This is a genomic window from Ruminococcus sp. SR1/5 (assembly GCF_000209835.1).
Taxonomy (GTDB): domain Bacteria; phylum Bacillota; class Clostridia; order Lachnospirales; family Lachnospiraceae; genus Blautia_A; species Blautia_A fusiformis.
Genome location: NC_021014.1, coordinates 3,133,790 through 3,151,948, shown reverse-complemented (window position 1 = coordinate 3,151,948; position 18,159 = coordinate 3,133,790). Strand labels below are relative to the sequence as shown.

Annotated in this window: 15 protein-coding genes, 2 tRNA genes and 1 pseudogene; 5 read left to right on the top strand and 13 right to left on the bottom strand. The window is 44.9% G+C overall.

Going from position 1 to position 18,159, the window contains the following annotated elements; genetic code table 11:
* On the top strand, nucleotides 1-243 hold a 243-nt coding region (locus CK1_RS15825), incomplete at its 5' end, for a hypothetical protein (RefSeq protein WP_306288993.1).
* Nucleotides 244-329: 86 nt separating this feature from the next.
* Here the strand turns inward: CK1_RS15825 and CK1_RS15820 are convergent.
* A complete protein-coding gene (locus CK1_RS15820; protein WP_015527144.1) occupies nucleotides 330-1,115 on the bottom strand; it encodes a carbohydrate kinase family protein in 786 nt (261 codons plus the stop codon).
* Nucleotides 1,097-1,300 carry a PfkB family carbohydrate kinase gene (locus CK1_RS18560; RefSeq protein ID WP_015527143.1) on the bottom strand — a complete coding sequence of 68 codons (204 nt, stop codon included), beginning with the start codon at nucleotides 1,298-1,300 and terminating at the stop codon, nucleotides 1,097-1,099. Before CK1_RS18560 ends, CK1_RS15820 begins: the two co-directional genes overlap by 19 nt.
* A 215-nt stretch (nucleotides 1,301-1,515) precedes the next feature.
* On the opposite strand from CK1_RS18560, the gene glgB reads away from it, so the two are divergent.
* Both glgB and CK1_RS15810 read left to right on the top strand, forming a co-directional pair.
* Entirely contained in the window at nucleotides 1,516-3,789 is a 2,274-nt protein-coding gene (gene glgB, locus CK1_RS15815; RefSeq protein WP_015527142.1) for a 1,4-alpha-glucan branching enzyme, read from the top strand.
* Between the two features lie 125 nt (nucleotides 3,790-3,914).
* Nucleotides 3,915-3,987, top strand: a tRNA-Thr gene (locus CK1_RS15810).
* Nucleotides 3,988-4,855: 868 nt separating this feature from the next.
* Here CK1_RS15810 and CK1_RS15805 read toward each other — a convergent pair.
* The 7 genes from CK1_RS15805 to fba all read right to left on the bottom strand — a co-directional run bounded on the left by CK1_RS15805 (nucleotide 4,856) and on the right by fba (nucleotide 14,114).
* Nucleotides 4,856-8,245 (bottom strand): extracellular solute-binding protein, encoded by a 3,390-nt coding sequence (locus tag CK1_RS15805; RefSeq protein WP_015527141.1) that lies wholly within the window; start codon nucleotides 8,243-8,245, stop codon nucleotides 4,856-4,858.
* Nucleotides 8,220-8,729, bottom strand: a complete 510-nt coding sequence (locus tag CK1_RS15800; protein WP_306288992.1) for a helix-turn-helix transcriptional regulator — start codon at nucleotides 8,727-8,729, stop codon at nucleotides 8,220-8,222. The genes CK1_RS15805 and CK1_RS15800 overlap by 26 nt, the downstream gene beginning before the upstream one ends.
* A 91-nt stretch (nucleotides 8,730-8,820) precedes the next feature.
* Complete coding sequence (locus tag CK1_RS15795) at nucleotides 8,821-9,756, bottom strand: response regulator (RefSeq protein ID WP_015527139.1); 936 nt, start codon at nucleotides 9,754-9,756, stop codon at nucleotides 8,821-8,823.
* A gap of 89 nt (nucleotides 9,757-9,845) precedes the next feature.
* Nucleotides 9,846-10,655 carry a carbohydrate ABC transporter permease gene (locus CK1_RS15790; RefSeq protein ID WP_353611261.1) on the bottom strand — a complete coding sequence of 270 codons (810 nt, stop codon included), beginning with the start codon at nucleotides 10,653-10,655 and terminating at the stop codon, nucleotides 9,846-9,848.
* Nucleotides 10,656-10,680: 25 nt separating this feature from the next.
* Nucleotides 10,681-11,529, bottom strand: a complete 849-nt coding sequence (locus CK1_RS15785; RefSeq protein WP_110104281.1) for a carbohydrate ABC transporter permease — start codon at nucleotides 11,527-11,529, stop codon at nucleotides 10,681-10,683.
* A 118-nt stretch (nucleotides 11,530-11,647) separates the two neighbouring features.
* Nucleotides 11,648-12,976, bottom strand: a complete 1,329-nt coding sequence (locus CK1_RS15780; RefSeq protein ID WP_015527137.1) for an ABC transporter substrate-binding protein — start codon at nucleotides 12,974-12,976, stop codon at nucleotides 11,648-11,650.
* Between the two features lie 274 nt (nucleotides 12,977-13,250).
* Nucleotides 13,251-14,114 carry a class II fructose-1,6-bisphosphate aldolase gene (gene fba, locus CK1_RS15775; protein ID WP_015527136.1) on the bottom strand — a complete coding sequence of 288 codons (864 nt, stop codon included), beginning with the start codon at nucleotides 14,112-14,114 and terminating at the stop codon, nucleotides 13,251-13,253.
* A gap of 193 nt (nucleotides 14,115-14,307) precedes the next feature.
* Between fba and CK1_RS15770 the strand changes: the two genes are divergently transcribed.
* Nucleotides 14,308-14,389: transfer RNA gene (locus CK1_RS15770), tRNA-Tyr, on the top strand.
* Between the two features lie 878 nt (nucleotides 14,390-15,267).
* Here the strand turns inward: CK1_RS15770 and CK1_RS15765 are convergent.
* Together CK1_RS15765 and CK1_RS15760 are read right to left on the bottom strand one after the other, a co-directional pair.
* Nucleotides 15,268-15,555, bottom strand: a pseudogene (locus CK1_RS15765) (NAD(P)-dependent oxidoreductase); the annotation flags it as partial.
* Complete coding sequence (locus CK1_RS15760; protein ID WP_015527134.1) at nucleotides 15,477-15,818, bottom strand: RraA family protein; 342 nt, start codon at nucleotides 15,816-15,818, stop codon at nucleotides 15,477-15,479. The pseudogene CK1_RS15765 and the gene CK1_RS15760, both read right to left, overlap by 79 nt.
* A gap of 163 nt (nucleotides 15,819-15,981) precedes the next feature.
* Here CK1_RS15760 and CK1_RS15755 point away from each other — a divergent pair, with 163 nt between their 5' ends.
* Complete coding sequence (locus CK1_RS15755; protein WP_015527133.1) at nucleotides 15,982-16,905, top strand: LysR family transcriptional regulator; 924 nt, start codon at nucleotides 15,982-15,984, stop codon at nucleotides 16,903-16,905.
* Between the two features lie 277 nt (nucleotides 16,906-17,182).
* Here CK1_RS15755 and CK1_RS15750 read toward each other — a convergent pair whose 3' ends face one another.
* Both CK1_RS15750 and CK1_RS15745 read right to left on the bottom strand, forming a co-directional pair.
* Entirely contained in the window at nucleotides 17,183-17,350 is a 168-nt protein-coding gene (locus CK1_RS15750) for a tyrosine-type recombinase/integrase (RefSeq protein ID WP_021650830.1), read from the bottom strand.
* A gap of 175 nt (nucleotides 17,351-17,525) precedes the next feature.
* Complete coding sequence (locus CK1_RS15745) at nucleotides 17,526-17,798, bottom strand: hypothetical protein (RefSeq protein WP_021650832.1); 273 nt, start codon at nucleotides 17,796-17,798, stop codon at nucleotides 17,526-17,528.
* Nucleotides 17,799-18,159 lie beyond the last annotated feature (361 nt).

Genomic DNA, 18,159 nt, shown 5'->3' with positions numbered 1-18,159 from the left:
GTAAATATATCAAATGCGAATATATTAAATGTAAATATATCAAATACAAATATAATGTGCAAATATAATATGCGTAATGATATTGGCTGTAAATTTTTATACGATAAGACATTAATAAAAATATATGATATAACAGGGAAAATATGTAGAACACACAACAATTGGCGGATAGGCGCGAAGCGCTGTTTCCGCGGTACGTGCCCGGAAAGAGGGGGTGCAGGGGGAGAAAAACGGGCTTCGTAACTTTGAGTGCTTTCTCCCCCTGCGGTGTTTTCTCAGCTTTTCAAAGCCAATAAACAAAAAATAATTCAATAAAAGAAAAACATACACTACTTGCGGGATGCAATGAAGTCAAGAACTTCATCTCTTTCAGGCATTACGCGGAGTGCTCCCTTCTTTGTTGTGATGAGAGAAGCTGCTGCATTTGCAAAAGTAAGCAGCTCTGCGAGATTTTCGTCAGTGAGATCCTCAAGACCGTGTTCCAGCACATAATTCAGGGTGCTTGCACAGAAGGTGTCTCCTGCACCGGTGGTTTCAATGGTTTTTTCCTGAAGGAAAGGAGCAGCCTCGACCTTCCGTCCGCGATAATAAGCGCGGCTTCCGTCTTTTCCCATTGTGATCAGCACAAGCGGGATATGATATTTTTCTTCGATAAGGGCAGCACCCTTGTCATAATCTGCTGTGTCAAAAAGAAATTCCACTTCATTATCAGAAATCTTCAGTACATCACAGCGTTCCATGCCGTATTCGATCTCTTTGCGGGCATCGTTCAGATCCTTCCAGAGTGGAGGGCGTAAGTTCGGGTCAAAGGTGATGATGCATCCGGCTTCTTTTGCCACGTCAAGAGCATAGCGGGTTGCTTCACGGACACCCTCATGTGTGGAAGAAAGCGTGCCGAAATGGAAAATCCTGGAATTGCGGATCAGATCGGCATCTACCTCATCCTTTGTCAGCATCATATCTGCACCTGGATTACGGTAGAAAGAAAAATCACGGTCTCCGTCCGGGTAAGTATGTACAAAAGCAAGGGTAGTGTGAATTTCATCGTCCATGACAAGATTTCTGGTATCAATGCCGCATTCTTCTACGGCAGCCTTCAGCTGTTTGCCGAACATGTCGTTTCCGACCTTTCCGATAAATGCAGTTTTTTGCCAAGACGGTTCAGCATGGCAAGAACGTTACAGGGAGCTCCGCCCGGGTTTGCCTCGAAAGTAGGGTTTCCCTGGGAACTGTCACCGTTTTCTGTGAAGTCGATCAGAAGCTCGCCGAGAGCTGTTACATCATACTGTCTGTTTTCCATTGATGATTCCTCCTGATAAGTTATTTGTTTCATATTCTGCTTCATATTATAATCGTTACACATGATTTTGGGAAGAACCAAATCGAATTATTTTCTGTTCTGTTACCGGTTACTTGTGGTGCTTTTTGCGAAGATTAGAACTGTTATCTTTATTTTTCTGTAAAATGGTGGTAAACTTAGTCTATAAAACAACAAATATGATGGAGGAGACGATTATGGCTGATAAAGCGTATGAATATATGGATTGGCCCCGGATCGAGGCGATCGTTTATGGGGAGGAGGCATCACCTCGTGATGTGATGCAGCCAAGGGTAACAGAGGATGGCGTTCTGATCCAGGGATTTTTTCCGGGAGCGGATGCTGCAGAGGTTGTTGTAGGGGAAAAGAGTTATCCGATGATCCTGGAAGATGAGGCTGGTTATTATGCTGTAATGCTTCCACTGAAAAGGATTCCGGAATATCGTTTCCGTGTGATAAGAGGAAGCAGGAAAGAGACTTTTTACGATGCGTATGAATGTCCATGCCAGATCACGGAAGAGGAGGAACGAGCTTTTTGTGCCGGTGTCTATTACAAGGCATATGAGAAGCTGGGAGCGCATCCGGGGACCTGTGGCGAGGTAGAAGGAACATATTTTGCTGTCTGGGCACCCAATGCAATCCGTGTCAGTGTGGTCGGTGATTTTGACAGGTGGGATGGAAGGCGTCTTCCGATGCATCGGATGCCAATGTCCGGAATTTTTGAGATTTTTGTTCCAGGTGTACAGGCAGGGGCCTCTTACCAGTATGAGATCAAGATCAAAGGCGGCAATGTACAGCGGAAGTCTGATCCTTACGGAAATGGAACCCAGGGAGCGCCGTCTGTGATTTCTGTTGTAACAGAGCTGGGGGAGTTTTTATGGCAGGATGAAGCGTGGATGAAGGAACGTGAAAGGTTTGCCAGCCGTGAAGTTCCGGTTTCTATTTATGAAACGGATGTAACAGAGTGGAAAAACAGTGGTGAATTGGTGGAGTTTCTGAAGGAAACCGGTTATACGCATGTAGAATTTCATCCGGTGATGGAGTATCTTGACCGAAGTTCAGGAGGATATTCTACGTCTGTGTATTATGCTGTGACTACCCGTTTTGGGACTGCGGCAGATTTCCGGACACTGGTAGAGGATCTTCATCAGGCAGGGATTGGCGTGATCCTGGACTGGACACCGGCTCAGTTTCCGCGGTTTGATGCAGGGCTTGAGAAATTTGACGGAACTCCTCTTTATGAAGTACAGGATCCGGCTATGGCCGTTCATCCGATGTGGGGCACCATGCTTTATAATTACGGAAGTCCTATGGTCAAAGATTTCCTTATTTCCAATGCGTTTTTCTGGCTGGATGAATTTCATGTGGACGGATTTCGGATGGATGATGTAGATGCGATGCTGTATCTGGATTTTGGAAGAGAGGCGGGCCAGTGGACGGCTAATCTTTATAGTTCCAATGAGAACCTTCAGGCAATGGAGTTTCTGAAGCATCTGAATTCTATTGTGAAGAAGCAGTATCCGGGGATTCTTCTGATCGCACAGGAGGATGGTTTATGGCCGCAGCTTACAGACAGTGTGGAGAATGATCATCTGGGGTTTGACTATAAATGGAGTGGTGGCTGGACAAAGGATCTTCTTTCTTACCTGGAAGCAGAGCCTTTGGACAGACGAAATTATTATGATCAGCTGACGCTTTCCATGATGTATGCATATAGTGAGCATTATGTACTGACTCTGGGGAAGAGAGATGTGGGTACGTTAAAAGAGTTTCAGGAGAAGCTTCCGGGATCTTCAAGGCAGAAGGATGCTCAGCTGCGTGCTGCGTATGGCTATCTGATGCTTCATCCGGGTGTGAAGATGACTGCGCCGGATGGGGATGTGGGGCCGGAAATGAGGGCGTATCTGCATGATCTGAATGAACTTTACAGGAATCATCCGGCGTTGTATGCAATGGATGGTAATTCGGATGGGTTTGAGTGGATCCAGTTTACCAGCTATGATGAGAATGTGGTTGCGTTTCTTCGTAAGACGGAAAAGCCGGAAGAAACGATTCTTGCGGTGTGTAATTTTTCACCGGTATCTTATGACAGTTACCGGGTTGGTGTGCCTTTTGCGGGGAAATATAAGGAAATTTTCAACAGTGACAGTGAAAAGTTTGGCGGACAGGGTGTGGTGAACGCACGGGCGAAAGCGGCTATTCATATGGAGTGTGATAACAGGGAATTTTCTTTGAAGCTGAAGCTTCCGGCTTATGGTGTGGCGGTATTTGGGTGTACACCGGAGAAGGGGGATGTGAAGAAAAACTCTGTGAAGAAAGGAAATGTGAAAAAGACTGTGGGGAAAAGCAGGGGGAAGCGTATGGATAAGGCGAAAATGAAGGTGGTTGAAAAATCTGTGGCTGTAAAGGATGCGGTAAAGGTTGTGAAACGGGTGGCTTCTCGCAGGAAGGGGGCTTCCGGGGATGAGTGATGGTTTGTGAATTAAATGGGAATATGGTTGGGGGTGATTGGAGGGTAAGGATTTGAGTGGATTGTAGGAAAAAGTGCTTGCATTTTTTGTAAAATACGGTATAATATCAGTTGTGTTTAGCACAAGCTGGAATAGCTCAGTCGGTAGAGCACTTCACTCGTAATGAAGGGGTCGTGAGTTCGAGTCTCATTTCCAGCTTATATATGACTGATGGGAGTCCGGCGTCTTTGGAATATGAAGATGCCGGGCTTTTTTTGGTGTGTATGGATGTGGTCGAGGGACGCCAGAGGAAGGTGGCATCGTTCGGTGGATGCAGTCGGGGATGTTTTTGAGGTTTTGTGAGAAGGATGGAGAGGGACGCCAGAGGAAGGTGACATCGCTCCGGGGGTGGATGCAAGCGGGGATGTTTTTGAGGTTTTGAGAGGTGGATGTGGTTGAGGGACACCAGAGGAAGGTGGCATCGCTCCGGGCAGGGACTACGTCGGGGGATACTACTAGGACTCCGTGAGACGGCTAAAAGCATTGCGGCAGGGCCAGAACTCGCCTCCGGCTCAGACAGCAGACCCTGCCGCAATAACGCCGTCTCCCGCAGCCCAAGTAGTAATCACCCCTCCTTCGCAGCAGCCCGGCCCGATGCCACCTTCCTCTGGCTGACGCTTCCAGCCGACAGGAAAAAACATGCGGGGTATGGAAGCGGACTGGGCGTCCTGTCCTGAAATGTTAGACTGGCACAGAATATTCCTATAAGTATCGAAGAATACAGAAACAGGATCGGCCAGGCGAGTTCTGGCCCTGCCGCAATGCTTTTAGCCGTCTCACGGAGCCCTAGTAGTATCCCCCGACGGAGTCCCTGCCTGGAGCGATGCCACCTTCCTCTGGCGTTCCTCTATACATCCACCTCTCAAAACCTCAAAAACATCCCCGACTGCATCCACTCCCGGAGCGATGCCACCTTTCTCTGGCGTCCCTCAACCACATCCACCTCTCAAAATCTCAAAAACATCCCCGACTGCATCCACTCCCGGACCAATGCCACCTTCCTCTAGCGTCCCTCTATACATCCGCCTCACGAGTCCACAAGCCCTTCCCGGACCCGCTCCGTAAGACTGTCTCCACCCTTACGATACCAATCTTCCACAAAAGAGTCAAAAGAGCTCACAGGCATCCTCCCCATAATGATCTGGATAAATGCGTTCTTCTCCAGCAAACGCAAAGTCTGAGGAATCTCCCCGTCACCATCCCCCAGATACTTCTTCTCCGGAGCACGGTAATTCGCATCCACCAGAAGCCCCACCGCCGAGATCCTGGACTTATACGCCGCCCAGGCCTCTACCGAAGGCACCTCCGCCTCAAGATACTCCTTACACGCATCAAAATAAGACGCCTCAATGGCACTGAGATCCTCCCTGGTCTTCTCATCGCCCGGACTGTAAAGAACCTCACGGATATGCTTTGTCACTATATAAGTAGCCTCATTATAGTCCACATTGATCATTAGCGGACGCGCCGTAGGATCCACATTCAAGGCAAAATAAGTGTTCATCTCATCCGCATCCTCTGCCTCATATCTGGAATGGTCAAACAACACACTCAAAATCTTCATTACAATCTCCGGATGCTCATACCCTTTACGCACAACTACATATTTATTATCTCGAAACGTAGAGTATACCTCCACAGTCCTCTTTACATCCGCAGTCAGATAATACGGTTCCCAGTCTGCCTCTTTATTCTTCCGATACTCATCCATAAGAGGATTATTCGGAGTCCACCAGAGCCCGAAAAACGCTCCGCATTTTCCATTCACCACAAGATCACGGATATTATTCTGTGCACGTAAAGCAAAATCCGAATCCAGTATTCCCTGCCTGTAAAGCTCTCTGAGATACCCCAGAGCCTCCTTTGTCTCCTCCGTCAGCGATCCATAGACAATTTCTCCATCTGCATTTTCAATCCACTGCTGCGGATATGCCCCGAACTTTTCAAACACAGAGTCCACCGAATAGCTGGTGCTGACCGTGCCCACAAGTCCCGGATCACAGACAAGTCCCACAGGATCTTCACCATCCTCTGCGCCCATCCGGTTTTCCTGAAACGCACGGATCACTGAAAAAGCCTCTTCCAGTGTCTTCGGTTCTTTCAGTCCCAGCTGCTCCATCCAGTCACGTCTCAGCCATAAAAGCTGCGCCCCATCATCAATGGCAGTCTCCGGAAGTGCATACAGTTTTCCGTCAAAAGTCCCAGATGCCAAAAGTTCCTCTCCATAGCTCTCATACATTTCCTTTATTTTATCGGAAGCGCAGCTTTTGTATACTTCCGTCAGATCCTCGATAAGATCATTTTCAACCAGTTCTTCCAGAGTTTCCCTGTCCGACACCAGAAAAATATCCGGAAGATTCCGATCTTTGACCAGGATGTTCAGGGCTTCGTCATACCGCTCCTCACTCTCCATAAAAACATTCTTATTCTGAATATTCAGTGTTTTTTTCAGATACCGGGTATATGCATTGTCCTCATAATTCTGCCCGTCCGGAAGATTAGAATTATTAGCCCCTTTCATCTGTCCCAGAGTATAAGTTACAAGCTCCGGATATTTCCCCAGAGGCGTGGTTTCTGCCTGTTCCCAGCTCTTACTGTTCTTTTCGGACAGAACATCTATATCTGTTTTTTCCATTTCTGCAGTTCCTAAAGAACACCCCGTCAAAAGTGCCAGGCTCAGTATCGTACTCAGAAATACCACTGTTTTTCCCAGACTAAGTCTCATCTTTTTTACCTCTTTCGGGATCCTCATATCAACGCTTGTCCCCTCACCTACCTTGCTCAGGATCCGGATGGCATATTTTTCTCCATATAAAATGCACATACGGTCATTGACATTTTTAAGGCCATAGCCTTTTGCCTGATATGTGAGCAGCTTTTCTGCCTGCTCCTGCTCCATCCCTATTCCGTTATCTTCAACCCGGATCACTACATCTCCATTCTCTTCAAAGAAATAAAGTTTCAGAAGCTTTTCCCCTTCCTCCTTCACATCCAGGCCATGCTCCAGAGCATTCTCAACGATGGGCTGCAGGGCAAGCTTCGGAACCAACTCCTGCTGCACAGACGGATCGATATTCCACTCCACCTTAAAATCATTGTCATGCATGATCAGCTGGATTTCCAGATAAGCTTCGATATTCCGAATACAGGTTTCCACAGTCACCATATCTGCTCCCTTACTGAGCGCTGTCCGGTAAAATGTAGATAATGCCAGTGTCACACGGCTGATCTCCTTCTGACGGCTCTTAATCGCCATCCAGTTTATAATAGAAAGAGAATTATAAAGAAAATGGGGATTGATCTGGGCAGTCAACGCTTTCAGTTCAAATTCCTTCAGAGCGATCTTATTTTCATACACTTCTTCGATCAGTCGATTAATTTCATCCATCATATGGTGAAAGCTTCTCACCAGCTGTCCTACCTCATCTCCAGAATCACTGTAAACCGTAACTTCACGGCTTCCCTGGTTCACCTGTTCCATATTTCTGGTAAGCTGCTCAATCTTTCTGGTAAACAGCTTAGAAAACGTCATTCCAAGCACAATGATGATCACAACACAGAAGCCGATCAGTGGGATCTCACTGATCAATACTTTTGAAACCGAGCTCTCGATCACAGCCGGAGGTTTGTAAAAATAATAGGTCCATCTTGTTTCATGTCCGCTGCTGCTGACATAGGTATATTCTTCCCTCAGACGATCCAGCTTTTTTGCGGTTTCTTTCTGTGCTGAAATATCACTGGCCGCCAGATTTTCTCCATGATAGACGATATTTTGCTGATCATCCACCACAAAGCCTCCGGAATTCCGTTCAATAATATTAGCCAGAGGCTGGAATACTTTTCCGTAATCCAACAAAATACAGAGCACAGCCTCCCTGATCTTACCATCATATATTTCCCTGACTGCCGCGATCTGACGATTATCCCGGTCCACGATCCACTGAACCGTCACGGTATTATTTAATTTGTCACTCCACCATTCCCCATCAACCTCTGAAAGCGGAGCCAAGGTATATTCATGGCGCACGGGAATGCTTTCTGCAAAAAGATGTATCCCCAGAATTGCTTCGTGGTAGGATTTCGGCACCGTCAACAGCGGATCCACAACTTCCGTATACTGTTCATATGCAGTATAACGATCCATATCTTTGTTGAAGATCACCTCCTGGATTTCAGGAGAATAGGTAAGATAATTCAAAAGGCTGGCATAAATTTCGATCTGCCCGTCAATGTTTTCTCTGGTCTGCTCCAAAATGGAGTACATATCCTCCATCTCATTTTTCCGTACAAGACTACTCATACGACTGTGACTATACAGTGCCAACACAGTCATCGGCACCAGGGATACCACCACAAGAAGATTTGTCAGCTTGTACCGGTATTTCATATTATTATACTTCTTCAGAAGACTCTTCATCCTCATTGTTTCCTTTCCGATAGGACTCCGGGCTGCTTCCGTAATATTCCCGGAAGCTCCGGCAGAAATACGAAGAATTGGCAAATCCTACCTGCTCGCTGACCATGGCTACTTTCATGTTGGTAGTTCGTAGAAGCTCCTTGGCCTTTTCCATGCGGAACACACGGATAAAACGATTCAGGTTCATCCCCGTCTCCTTCTTGAAAATAAAGCTGAGATAGCCGGAAGAAAGATATACTTTTTCTGCCAGTGTTTCCAGATTCAGATCTTCCGCATAGTGATTGTAAATATAATTTTTGACTGCTGCCACCTCATCTCTGGATTCGCTCATGGAACGGTCCAGGAACTCCTCGTACTGGCGGATATTTTTTTCTGTAACCTCAATGATCTCCTGAATGGTAGAACAGCCATACAGATGATCCACCTCCAGATCCAGCCTGTGCTCTCCGGCAAAACGATTCTCCTGAAACAGCTCCCTTATCACATTGGAAAAACAAATTTCACATACATGGCCGAAAACTGGGTATTGGACTGATATTTGGATGCCAGGCTGCGGAAATGGCTCCACAGCTGCTTCACATCCTTTCTGGAAATATCTTCTGAGATTTTTTCCATAAGCCTGGAATCCTGCTCCTCTTCTCCGGTATTTTTTCCTCGTCCTCCTCGCTGGTGTAGACATGGATATCCGGATGATAAAATTTTTCTTCCATCTGCTGCTCCAGCTGTTCCATGATTTCCGGCAATTCCTGATATCCGTCAAAACGCCGGCTTACAGCCAGATGAAAGCGAACAGGATGAAGGCGCTTCAGAAGATTATAGACATTTTTTGCCACAAGGACATAATCACAGTACACATCCTTAAAAAGAAGCAAAGACTGACGGCCATTAAGATTCAAATAGAAGAAAGAACGGCGAAGCTCTTCCCGGATCTCAAGGGGAACCTCATCACTGGCAGAATCAAAAAAAGCTTCATCCGATTCAATAAGAATTGCACAGTGCCACTGCTCCCAGACAGAAAAATCCACAATTCCTTCCGCTTCCTTCAGACGCTCCTGATCTCCGGAATAAATGTAGCCCAGCAGAAAATACTGCTGAAGAAAGCTCTTTTCTTTTATGGACTGCTGCTCTTTATTTTTCCGGGATGCGATCTCCTTCTGGATCTTCTGTATGGTGTCATGAAAGCGGTCCGGATCCACCGGTTTCAGTACATAATCCGTCACACCATAGCGGATCGCCTCCTGAGCAAAAGCAAAATCTCCATAACCGCTGAAAATGATAATTTCCAGATCCGGATATTCCTCTCTTGCTTTTTTTGAAAGCTCCAGACCATCCATATGCGGCATTTTGATATCTGTCAGCATCAGATCCACCGGATGCTTTCTCAGCTCATTTAATGCCAGCTTGCCATTAGCCGCCTCATAAATTTCCCACTCTCCCTCCTCCATAGACAGAAGAAAGCGGATTCCGTCACGTTCCAGTTTTTCATCATCTACCACCAAAACTCTGTACATTCCTCACCTCGCCAAATATGGCCTGATCCACGTAAAAGCACGCAGATCAGGCCGTTTTTCTTTCATTTTAACATTATTCAACTAATTTGTCAGCCCTTAACAGCTCCTGCAACCACACCTTCAATGATATATTTCTGGCATGCAAGATAGAAGGCAATGATCGGAATGATGGAAAGGACAAGAACGCCCATCATCGCTCCCATATCAATGGTTCCGTAACCGCCCTTCAGATACTGGATGGCAATGGAAATGGTTTTATATTTCTTGATATCAAGTACCAGATATGGAAGAAGATAATCATTCCAGATCCACATGGTTTCCAGGATCGCTACAGTTACACAGGTCGGTTTCATAACCGGAAGAACCACTTTAAAAAATGTCTGGATCGGGGTACAGCCATCGATCATGGCAGCTTCCTCGATCTCGATCGGAATGGATTTTACAAAACCGCTGAACATAAATACCGCAAGTCCTGCTCCATATCCAAGATAAATGATGATCAGTCCCCACGGAGTATTCAGTTTCAGGATGTTTGCGATCTTGGAAAGAGTAAACATTACCATCTGGAATGGTACGACCATGGAAAACAGGCACAGCATGTACATGGTTTTTGTCAGCGTGTTGGTAACACGGTTGATGTACCAGGCACACATGGAGGTACAGAGCAGAATTACCGCAACAGAAAATACTGTGATAAATAATGTCCATCCAAATGCCTGGAAAAATCCGGTTTTTGTGAGACCATTTACATAGTTTTCCAGACCTACGAACATTTTATCCGTTGGGATTGCAAAGGGATAACGACTAATGTATGCTTTTTTCTTAAAAGAATTAATCAAAACCAGAAGGATCGGGAAAATATAAGCAACAGATACCACACTCAGGATCGCAGTCCACAGACCGCTGAATTTTACTTTTTATTCATTACTGCTGTACCTCCTTACTTCTTGTGAGACGATTCTGGATCATGGCAATTGCTCCAACCAGGATAAAGAAGATCACGGCCTTCGCCTGTCCTACACCTTCCCATCCGGTACGTCCATAGAAGGTATTGTAAATATTCAGTGCAAGCATTTCTGACATATTGGAAGGCTCACCATTTGTAAGAGCAAGGTTCTGGTCAAAAAGCTTGAAGGAGTTGGTAAGTGTCAGGAAAGTACAGATGGTGATGGACGGCATGACCATAGGAATGATCACATGCTTCAGAAGCTGTCCTTTGTTCGCACCATCGATCTGTGCAGCCTCGATCAGTTCACCCGGGATATTCTGGATACCTGCAATGTAAATGATCATCATATATCCGATCTGCTGCCAGCACATCAGGATCACAAGGCCCCAGAATCCGTAAACAGAAGAATATGTAAGTGTTTTATTGATCTGAAGAAGCAGACCGTTTAACAGAAGCTGCCATACATAACCAAGGATGATTCCACCGATCAGGTTTGGCATAAAAAATACAGTACGGAATATATTGGTTCCTTTGATCTTCTTGGTCAGAAGCAACGCAACTGCAAAACCGATCACATTGATCAGAACTACTGATACAACCGTAAATGCGGTGGTGTACCATAATGCATGTCCAAAGGTTCCATCCTCAGTAAAAATCTTCACATAGTTCTGTAATCCCACGAATTTTGCATCCGTTACTGTGGTAAATTTACAGAAGGAAAGATATACGCCCATGATAAAGGGAACGATAAATCCAATGGTAAATGCCAGCAGGGTAGGCAGGACAAAAACCGGAAAATACTTTTTCATCATCTTATTCTGCATGTTTTCTCTTCCTTTCTCCTGAGGATGCATCCTTCCCTACTTTACACATCCTCTCTTCATTAAAAGAGGCAGGCGGAAACCGCCCACCCCTTCGTGATCACGTTTCAGTTATACCTTATCAGCCTTCATTTGCTGCTTTGTACTCTTTTGCCCATCCGTCAACAAATGCAGTTTTCACAGCATCCCACTCGCCGGTACCCTGTGCATACTCAAGCATTGCACTGCCGACCTGGTTTTTCCACTCTTCAGAAGGCATGGTTGTAAAGTTCCATGAAACCGGAGTTTTACCAGCTTTTACATATTCGTCGGCTGCTTTTACAAGCGGATTTGCAGACTCATAATTCTCATCAAAGGTCTTGAATGGTGTTGTAAATCCCATTTCCTGGCTTATAGATTCTCTTCCTTCATCACTTGTGATAACCCAGCTGAGGAAATCAAGAGTTGCCTGGATATCCTTCTCATCTGCTTTTTTGTTTACGCACCAGTAGTTCTCACTGCCTGTGCAAAGTCCCTGGTCCTCTTCACCATCTACACCAATATAGATTGGAAGCATTCCCATATCCTCGTCTGCTACTTCGTTATCTTTGATGTTATCATAAGCCCAGGTTCCATTCTGATAGAACACAGCCTCTCCAAGACCAAATTCAGCATTTGCATCATCGATAGTCTTGCTGGAAAGAAGGCTTGGCTCACAGGTAGAATCTGTGATATAAAGGTCAAACAGGTTCTTGAAGTTGTCAAGATAGGTCCCTTTGATCGCATCTGTGGATGTGATTCCGTCTTCTTTGTACTCATAATAGATTGGAAGGTTTGCAAGGTGTGTCTTGAAGCGCCAGTCACTGGAAGAATCAAAGCCTGCGGAAGTAAATGCACCGTCAACTCCAAGGTCATCTTTCTTAGCCTGGATATCATCTGCAACCTTCTTTAATGTCTCAAAATTGTTGATCTCATCTGCAGACTTGATCACAGCGCCATCCATCTCACAGTATTTCTTAAGAAGCGCTTTGTTGTAAATAATTCCATATGTTTCAATTACATAGGCGATACCGTCAACTGCACCGCTGTCCTCCTTCAGTACGAAATCGTCACTCTCCACATTTTTGTAAACATCGCTGTCTTTCAGGTCATAGCAATAATCCTTCCAGGATGCAAGTCCAACCGGTCCGTTAACCTGGAACAGTGTCGGAACCTCATCCTTGGCCATCTCTGATTTCAGAGTAGACTCATAAGTTCCGGAAGCAGCTGTAACAACGGTAACCGGTACACCAGTCTCATCGGTGTATTTCTTTGCCAGGTCTGACCACTGATCTGCCTGCTCCGGTTTAAAATTCAGATAATAAACAGAGCCTTCACTGTCATCCCCTTTTGCCATAGCAGGAACTGCCGGGAGCATGGTAGCTGCCATCAAAGCTGCAAGACCAAATGCTGTTGCTTTTTTCATTCTCATAATCGTACCTCTCCTTTACCTTATATGATATTCAATTTGTTTCGCGGATATGCTTAAAACGTCCATTTCGCATATTCCTGACCGATAAGCTTCAAATCAGCTTCTCGATTAACTTGATATTATTGTAAATCGAAGAGGTCATTTTCACTATATAAAAAATCAAGAAACATGTTGATTTTTTATATAGTAAAAATATTGATATTTTACCATGAAAAAAGAAGCCGGAACAGGCTTGCTCCCATTCCGGCTTCTTCCATATATTATTTTCGATTCATCATGCTTTATTGACAGATCCGAAAAGCTCCATTTTCTCTTTAACAGTAGCTTTGATCGCTTCTGCTCCAGGTGCAAGAAGCTTACGTGGGTCATATCCTTTACCCTGCTGATCCTTACCCTCTTCAATGTATTTACGTGTAGCTTCAGCAAATGCAAGCTGGCACTCTGTATTTACATTGATCTTGGAAACGCCAAGGCTGATCGCTTTCTTGATCATGTCTGCCGGGATACCTGTACCACCGTGAAGAACAAGCGGCATATCTCCTGTCAGTTTCTGAATAGCATCCAGAGTCTCAAAGCTTAAGCCCTGCCAGTTAGCCGGATATTTTCCGTGAATGTTACCGATACCAGCTGCAAGGAAGTTGATTCCAAGATCTGCAACTCTCTTGCACTCCTCAGGATCAGCGCACTCGCCCATACCAACAACACCATCTTCCTCGCCACCGATGGAACCAACCTCTGCCTCAAGAGACATGTTGTGCTCAGCAACGATCTTAACCAGCTCTTTAGTCTTAGCTACGTTCTCATCAATCGGATAATGAGATCCGTCGAACATAATGGAAGAGAAACCAGCCTCAACACATTTCAGGCATCCATCATAGCTGCCGTGGTCAAGATGAAGAGCAACCGGAACAGTGATGTTCAGCTCTTCCATCATACCGTTAACCATACCTACAACAGTCTTATAACCTGTCATGTATTTACCGGCACCCTCGGAAACACCAAGGATTACAGGAGAGTTGAGCTCCTGAGCTGTCTGAAGGATAGCTTTTGTCCACTCAAGGTTGTTGATGTTGAACTGACCAACTGCATAATGGCCTGCTTTTGCTTTTTTCAGCATTTCTGTTGCGTTTACTAACATGATAAAATCCTCCTAACCTGTATTAGGATACGGAAAAACCGTGTCCTTTATATCCAACCGTACTCATAATAGCAGATTTCCTTTGGTAAGTCCAGTATTTTACCAAAAATGCTGATGCTGTGGGAATTATTATTTTTTTGAGAAAAAGCTTGCAATTTTATCAAATGTTATATATAATATATTTGTTGTTCACGGATGGATTCCCGAGTGGCCAAAGGGGGCAGACTGTAAATCTGTTGGCACCGCCTTCGAAGGTTCGAATCCTTCTCCATCCAGCGAATTTAGCTCTTACATCTTTGCGATGTAGGAGCTATTTTTTTGTGCAAAAAGAAAACCGCAAAGGGGCCGCAAAGCCGCGGCCCCTCTGCACACCCCTCGGGCTTTTTTTAAGGAGTTCTTGGTTGTGGATGAGGGGAGGGTGTTGACTTGTGTCTGTATGCTTGGATATTGGATGTGGGACGCTGTGCCGATCTGGTTCCTGTATGCTTCGGTGTTGATTGTGGGACACTGTGCCGATCTGGTTCCTGTATTCTTCGGTGTTGGACGTGGAACGCTGTGCCGATCTAGTTTCTGTATGCTTCGGTGTTGGATGCAGGGTGCTGTGCCGATTTATTTTTTTGGGGATACGGCCGGCTGCTTTATTGGTTATGGATTGTTTTGAGGCCGTTTTCTGTATGCTTCGGTGTTGGTTGTGGGATGCTGTGCCGATCTGGTTCCTGTATTCTTCGGTGTTGGACGTGGAACGCTGTGCCGATTTATTTTTATATATTGTGTTTTTTGGGCACTGGGCAGAATGTACATTCGCTTCTATTGTCTGCTCTCTGCGGTTGAATTTTCAGCCGGGGATGTGGCAACGGTATGGGCTGCTGCGAAGGAGGTGTGATACTGCTTAGGCTGCGGGGATCGGCGTTATTGAGACAGGGGCTGCTGTCTGAGCCAGAGGCGAGTTCTGCCCCTGTCTCAATGTTTTTAGCCGATTTCCGGAGCCTTAGCAGTATCCGCCGACGGAGCCCTGCCCGTACCGCTGCCACATCCCCGGCGTACGGTTCATTCAATCCACCACACAAAGAAAAAGACGGCCACCCCCCAAAAAGCGAGACAGCCGTCCTTTCCTCACACATCATACATAGGAAATCGAAACACCGAAAAAAATCTATTTGTTAACTCTGTTAACCGTATTACCATCCAGAAAAGCCTTGATATTATCAACCGTAATATCCATGATCCTCTGTCTGGAAGCCTGAGCAGCCCAGGAGATATGCGGAGTGATGATGCAGTTTTTAGCCTTGAGAAGCGGATTATCCCCCTTGATCGGCTCAGTAGAAACAACATCAAGACCAGCAGCATAAACCTTCCCACTATTCAGAGCATCTGCCAGATCCTGCTCAACAACAAGCTGACCACGGCTGTTGTTGATAAGGATAACTCTATCCTGCTTCCTTTGTTTGCAAGAACGATAACATCTCCCGGCTGAGCCATATCCAGTGCTTTATGGAACAGAAGGTTATCTCCTGCCGGTGCATTTACTGTAAATGCAGTTCCCAGAAGTCTTGCCTTCGGGTTCAGCGGGAAAATACTGGAATCTACGGCAGCGATCTTTCCACAGTTATCATCAATATTTGCAACTGGAATTCCACGGAAGGCTTCTACTAATTCTTTTGACGGTCTTTCAAAGTTTCGTCTGATCCTACATCCTAATGCCATATGAAAACCTCTCTTCTTTTGATTTTCTTTTTAATTGTATTTATCATATCATACAAGCTTACTATTGAATAACGAATAATTTCTCTGTATAATATAAATAATTTTTATATTATCAAAGCTTAAACCATCCTATAGACAACACCAAAGAAAAGGAGCTGTTCATATGAATCTTGCTGAAATCGAAACCTTTCTCACCATTGTAAATACCAAGAGCATCACCCGTACAGCGGATCTTCTTTTTCTTTCCCAGCCTACTGTCAGCCACCGGCTCACATCTCTGGAGAACGAACTGGGTTTTCCCCTTGTGATCCGTCAGAAAGGCCACAAGCAGGTGGAACTGACTGCCAAGGGAACAGATTTTATCATCCTTGCGGAACGCTGGATGTCTCTCTGGAAGGAAACTATGGAGTTGCAGCGCAATCAGGATTCCCTGCTACTTACCATCGGCTGTACAGACAGCCTGAACGTAGCTGTTTTCGCACCACTGTATGACAGGATCTTAAATGAACAGACCAAGCTGGACCTGAACATCGAGTCCCATCACTCTTCAGAGCTCTACGGTCTTCTTGGAGAACACAGCATTGATATCGGATTTGTCTACCACAAATTGCATTACAAGAATATCATAACAGAGAAAATCTTCGAAGAAAAACTTTATCTGATACAATCGGATCAGCCAGTGATTCCGGCTCCGGCAATACATACCGATGAGCTGGATCCATCCCTGGAGCTGTTTTTAAGTTGGGATGACAATTATCAGATCTGGCATGACCGCTGGCTTTCCTCCGCTTCCAGGCCTCACATTGCGGCAGATACCATCACACTTTTGGACCGTCTCTGGAAAAAACCGGGGAACTGGATGGTCGCACCACAGTCTGTGATCCTGGAGCTTTCCCATTACCGGCCTCTTTTTATCAGTGAACTGAAAAACACACCGCCAAACCGTGTCTGCTATAAGATCAAGCATAAATATCCAAAGTCCACTAGCAAACGTGCCGTGGAATTCTTCGAAAATGCACTGGAAGACTTTCTTGCAGAATCCACTCCGTCCTTCCCGATCGGCCAGGTATGGGAACGACAGAAATAAAAAAACGGTAAGCACAAGTCCGTCAGGAAGATTTTCTGCTTTACCGTTTCTTCTTATTATATTATTTATACCAGGATTTTTGATCCACCGCTTTCCGCCACATAAAGCAACAACGGGCTTCGACTTGTTTCATCATATATCAAGAACACTTTGTTTACAAGGATTTTCAGCATTTCCATGAAAAACAATATTTCGTCTGATTGCGTCTATTTTCTTTTATTTGTCACAAAAATTGTCATAAAAGAGCCACGCCCGATAAAGGGAATGGCTCTGATTATTACATTATATTTTCAAGCTTTTTTATTTCATTCTGTACTCTTGCAACATCTACGTGATTGTATATGTTCATTGTAATGCTTATGTCACTATGTCCCATAATCATTTGTAAAACTTTGATATCTAGGCCAGCTTCTGCACATCTGGTGCAAAACGTATGCCTCAGCATATGTGGATGTGTCAAGTATAGGACAAAAAAATTTTATTTTTTTCTGCCGAAGACTATCTGACGTTTCCATCAGGTAGTCCCAGCACCTTTATTATCTTCTGATAAATCATTCTTGTCCTGCTCAAGTTATCTCTGTTCTGAAAAAATATCGTCAAAATTCCATTCGATTTCAATTTCATCCTGAATCAGAGAAACAGCAGCACCCGTCACTGCAATCAGCCCCACTCTCCAGTTCATACAGGTAAGCCACAAAAGAATACAGATAAAATTCAGATGCGCACTGTTCCATGTACATGTCTGAAAAACAAATCATCACACCTGGCATTACTCGGTAAACCGTCATAACGCCCTCTCCTGTCGCATCATTTAACATAAGAACAGCGCAATTCTCATTCTGAATCACAGGCTTCACATTACTTCCAAGACTTGCAATTTCATTTACATTCAAATTTCTTCTCCTTTCACATAGTGGTATTTCTTTGTATTAGTTTCATCTAACTTTTTTTCTATTATCTTAACATGAGAATCGAGCATTATCCAGACCTGAACGGACGACAATAATCCATTTAGACAAAAATAAAGTTCCAGACTTATTATCTGAAACTTTATTATAAATCCAGCATCATTGCATTACTTCACACAACGGAAATATACCATAGAACCGTCAACATGGATATCCGTTTCTTTATATAGTTTTTGAAGGATATCTCTCAGCTCTTTCTCCGTCTGAAACGGTGGAGAAAACCACCCTTTCTTTGCAAGAATATTTTTTACCAGCCAATCTGTCCGTTTCGATTTTCCCCTGATTT

What these genes read in the sequence shown, in the direction of transcription:
- CK1_RS15820 (WP_015527144.1), bottom strand. Translation starts at nt 1,115, where the DNA reads ATGTTCGGCAAACAGCTGAAGGCTGCCGTAGAAGAATGCGGCATTGAT.
- CK1_RS18560 (WP_015527143.1), bottom strand. Translation starts at nt 1,300, where the DNA reads ATGGAAAACAGACAGTATGATGTAACAGCTCTCGGCGAGCTTCTGATC.
- glgB (WP_015527142.1), top strand. Translation starts at nt 1,516, where the DNA reads ATGGCTGATAAAGCGTATGAATATATGGATTGGCCCCGGATCGAGGCG.
- CK1_RS15805 (WP_015527141.1), bottom strand. Translation starts at nt 8,245, where the DNA reads ATGAAGAGTCTTCTGAAGAAGTATAATAATATGAAATACCGGTACAAG.
- CK1_RS15795 (WP_015527139.1), bottom strand. Translation starts at nt 9,756, where the DNA reads ATGTACAGAGTTTTGGTGGTAGATGATGAAAAACTGGAACGTGACGGA.
- CK1_RS15785 (WP_110104281.1), bottom strand. Translation starts at nt 11,529, where the DNA reads ATGCAGAATAAGATGATGAAAAAGTATTTTCCGGTTTTTGTCCTGCCT.
- CK1_RS15780 (WP_015527137.1), bottom strand. Translation starts at nt 12,976, where the DNA reads ATGAGAATGAAAAAAGCAACAGCATTTGGTCTTGCAGCTTTGATGGCA.
- fba (WP_015527136.1), bottom strand. Translation starts at nt 14,114, where the DNA reads ATGTTAGTAAACGCAACAGAAATGCTGAAAAAAGCAAAAGCAGGCCAT.
- CK1_RS15760 (WP_015527134.1), bottom strand. Translation starts at nt 15,818, where the DNA reads ATGGCATTAGGATGTAGGATCAGACGAAACTTTGAAAGACCGTCAAAA.
- CK1_RS15755 (WP_015527133.1), top strand. Translation starts at nt 15,982, where the DNA reads ATGAATCTTGCTGAAATCGAAACCTTTCTCACCATTGTAAATACCAAG.
- CK1_RS15750 (WP_021650830.1), bottom strand. Translation starts at nt 17,350, where the DNA reads ATGCTGAGGCATACGTTTTGCACCAGATGTGCAGAAGCTGGCCTAGAT.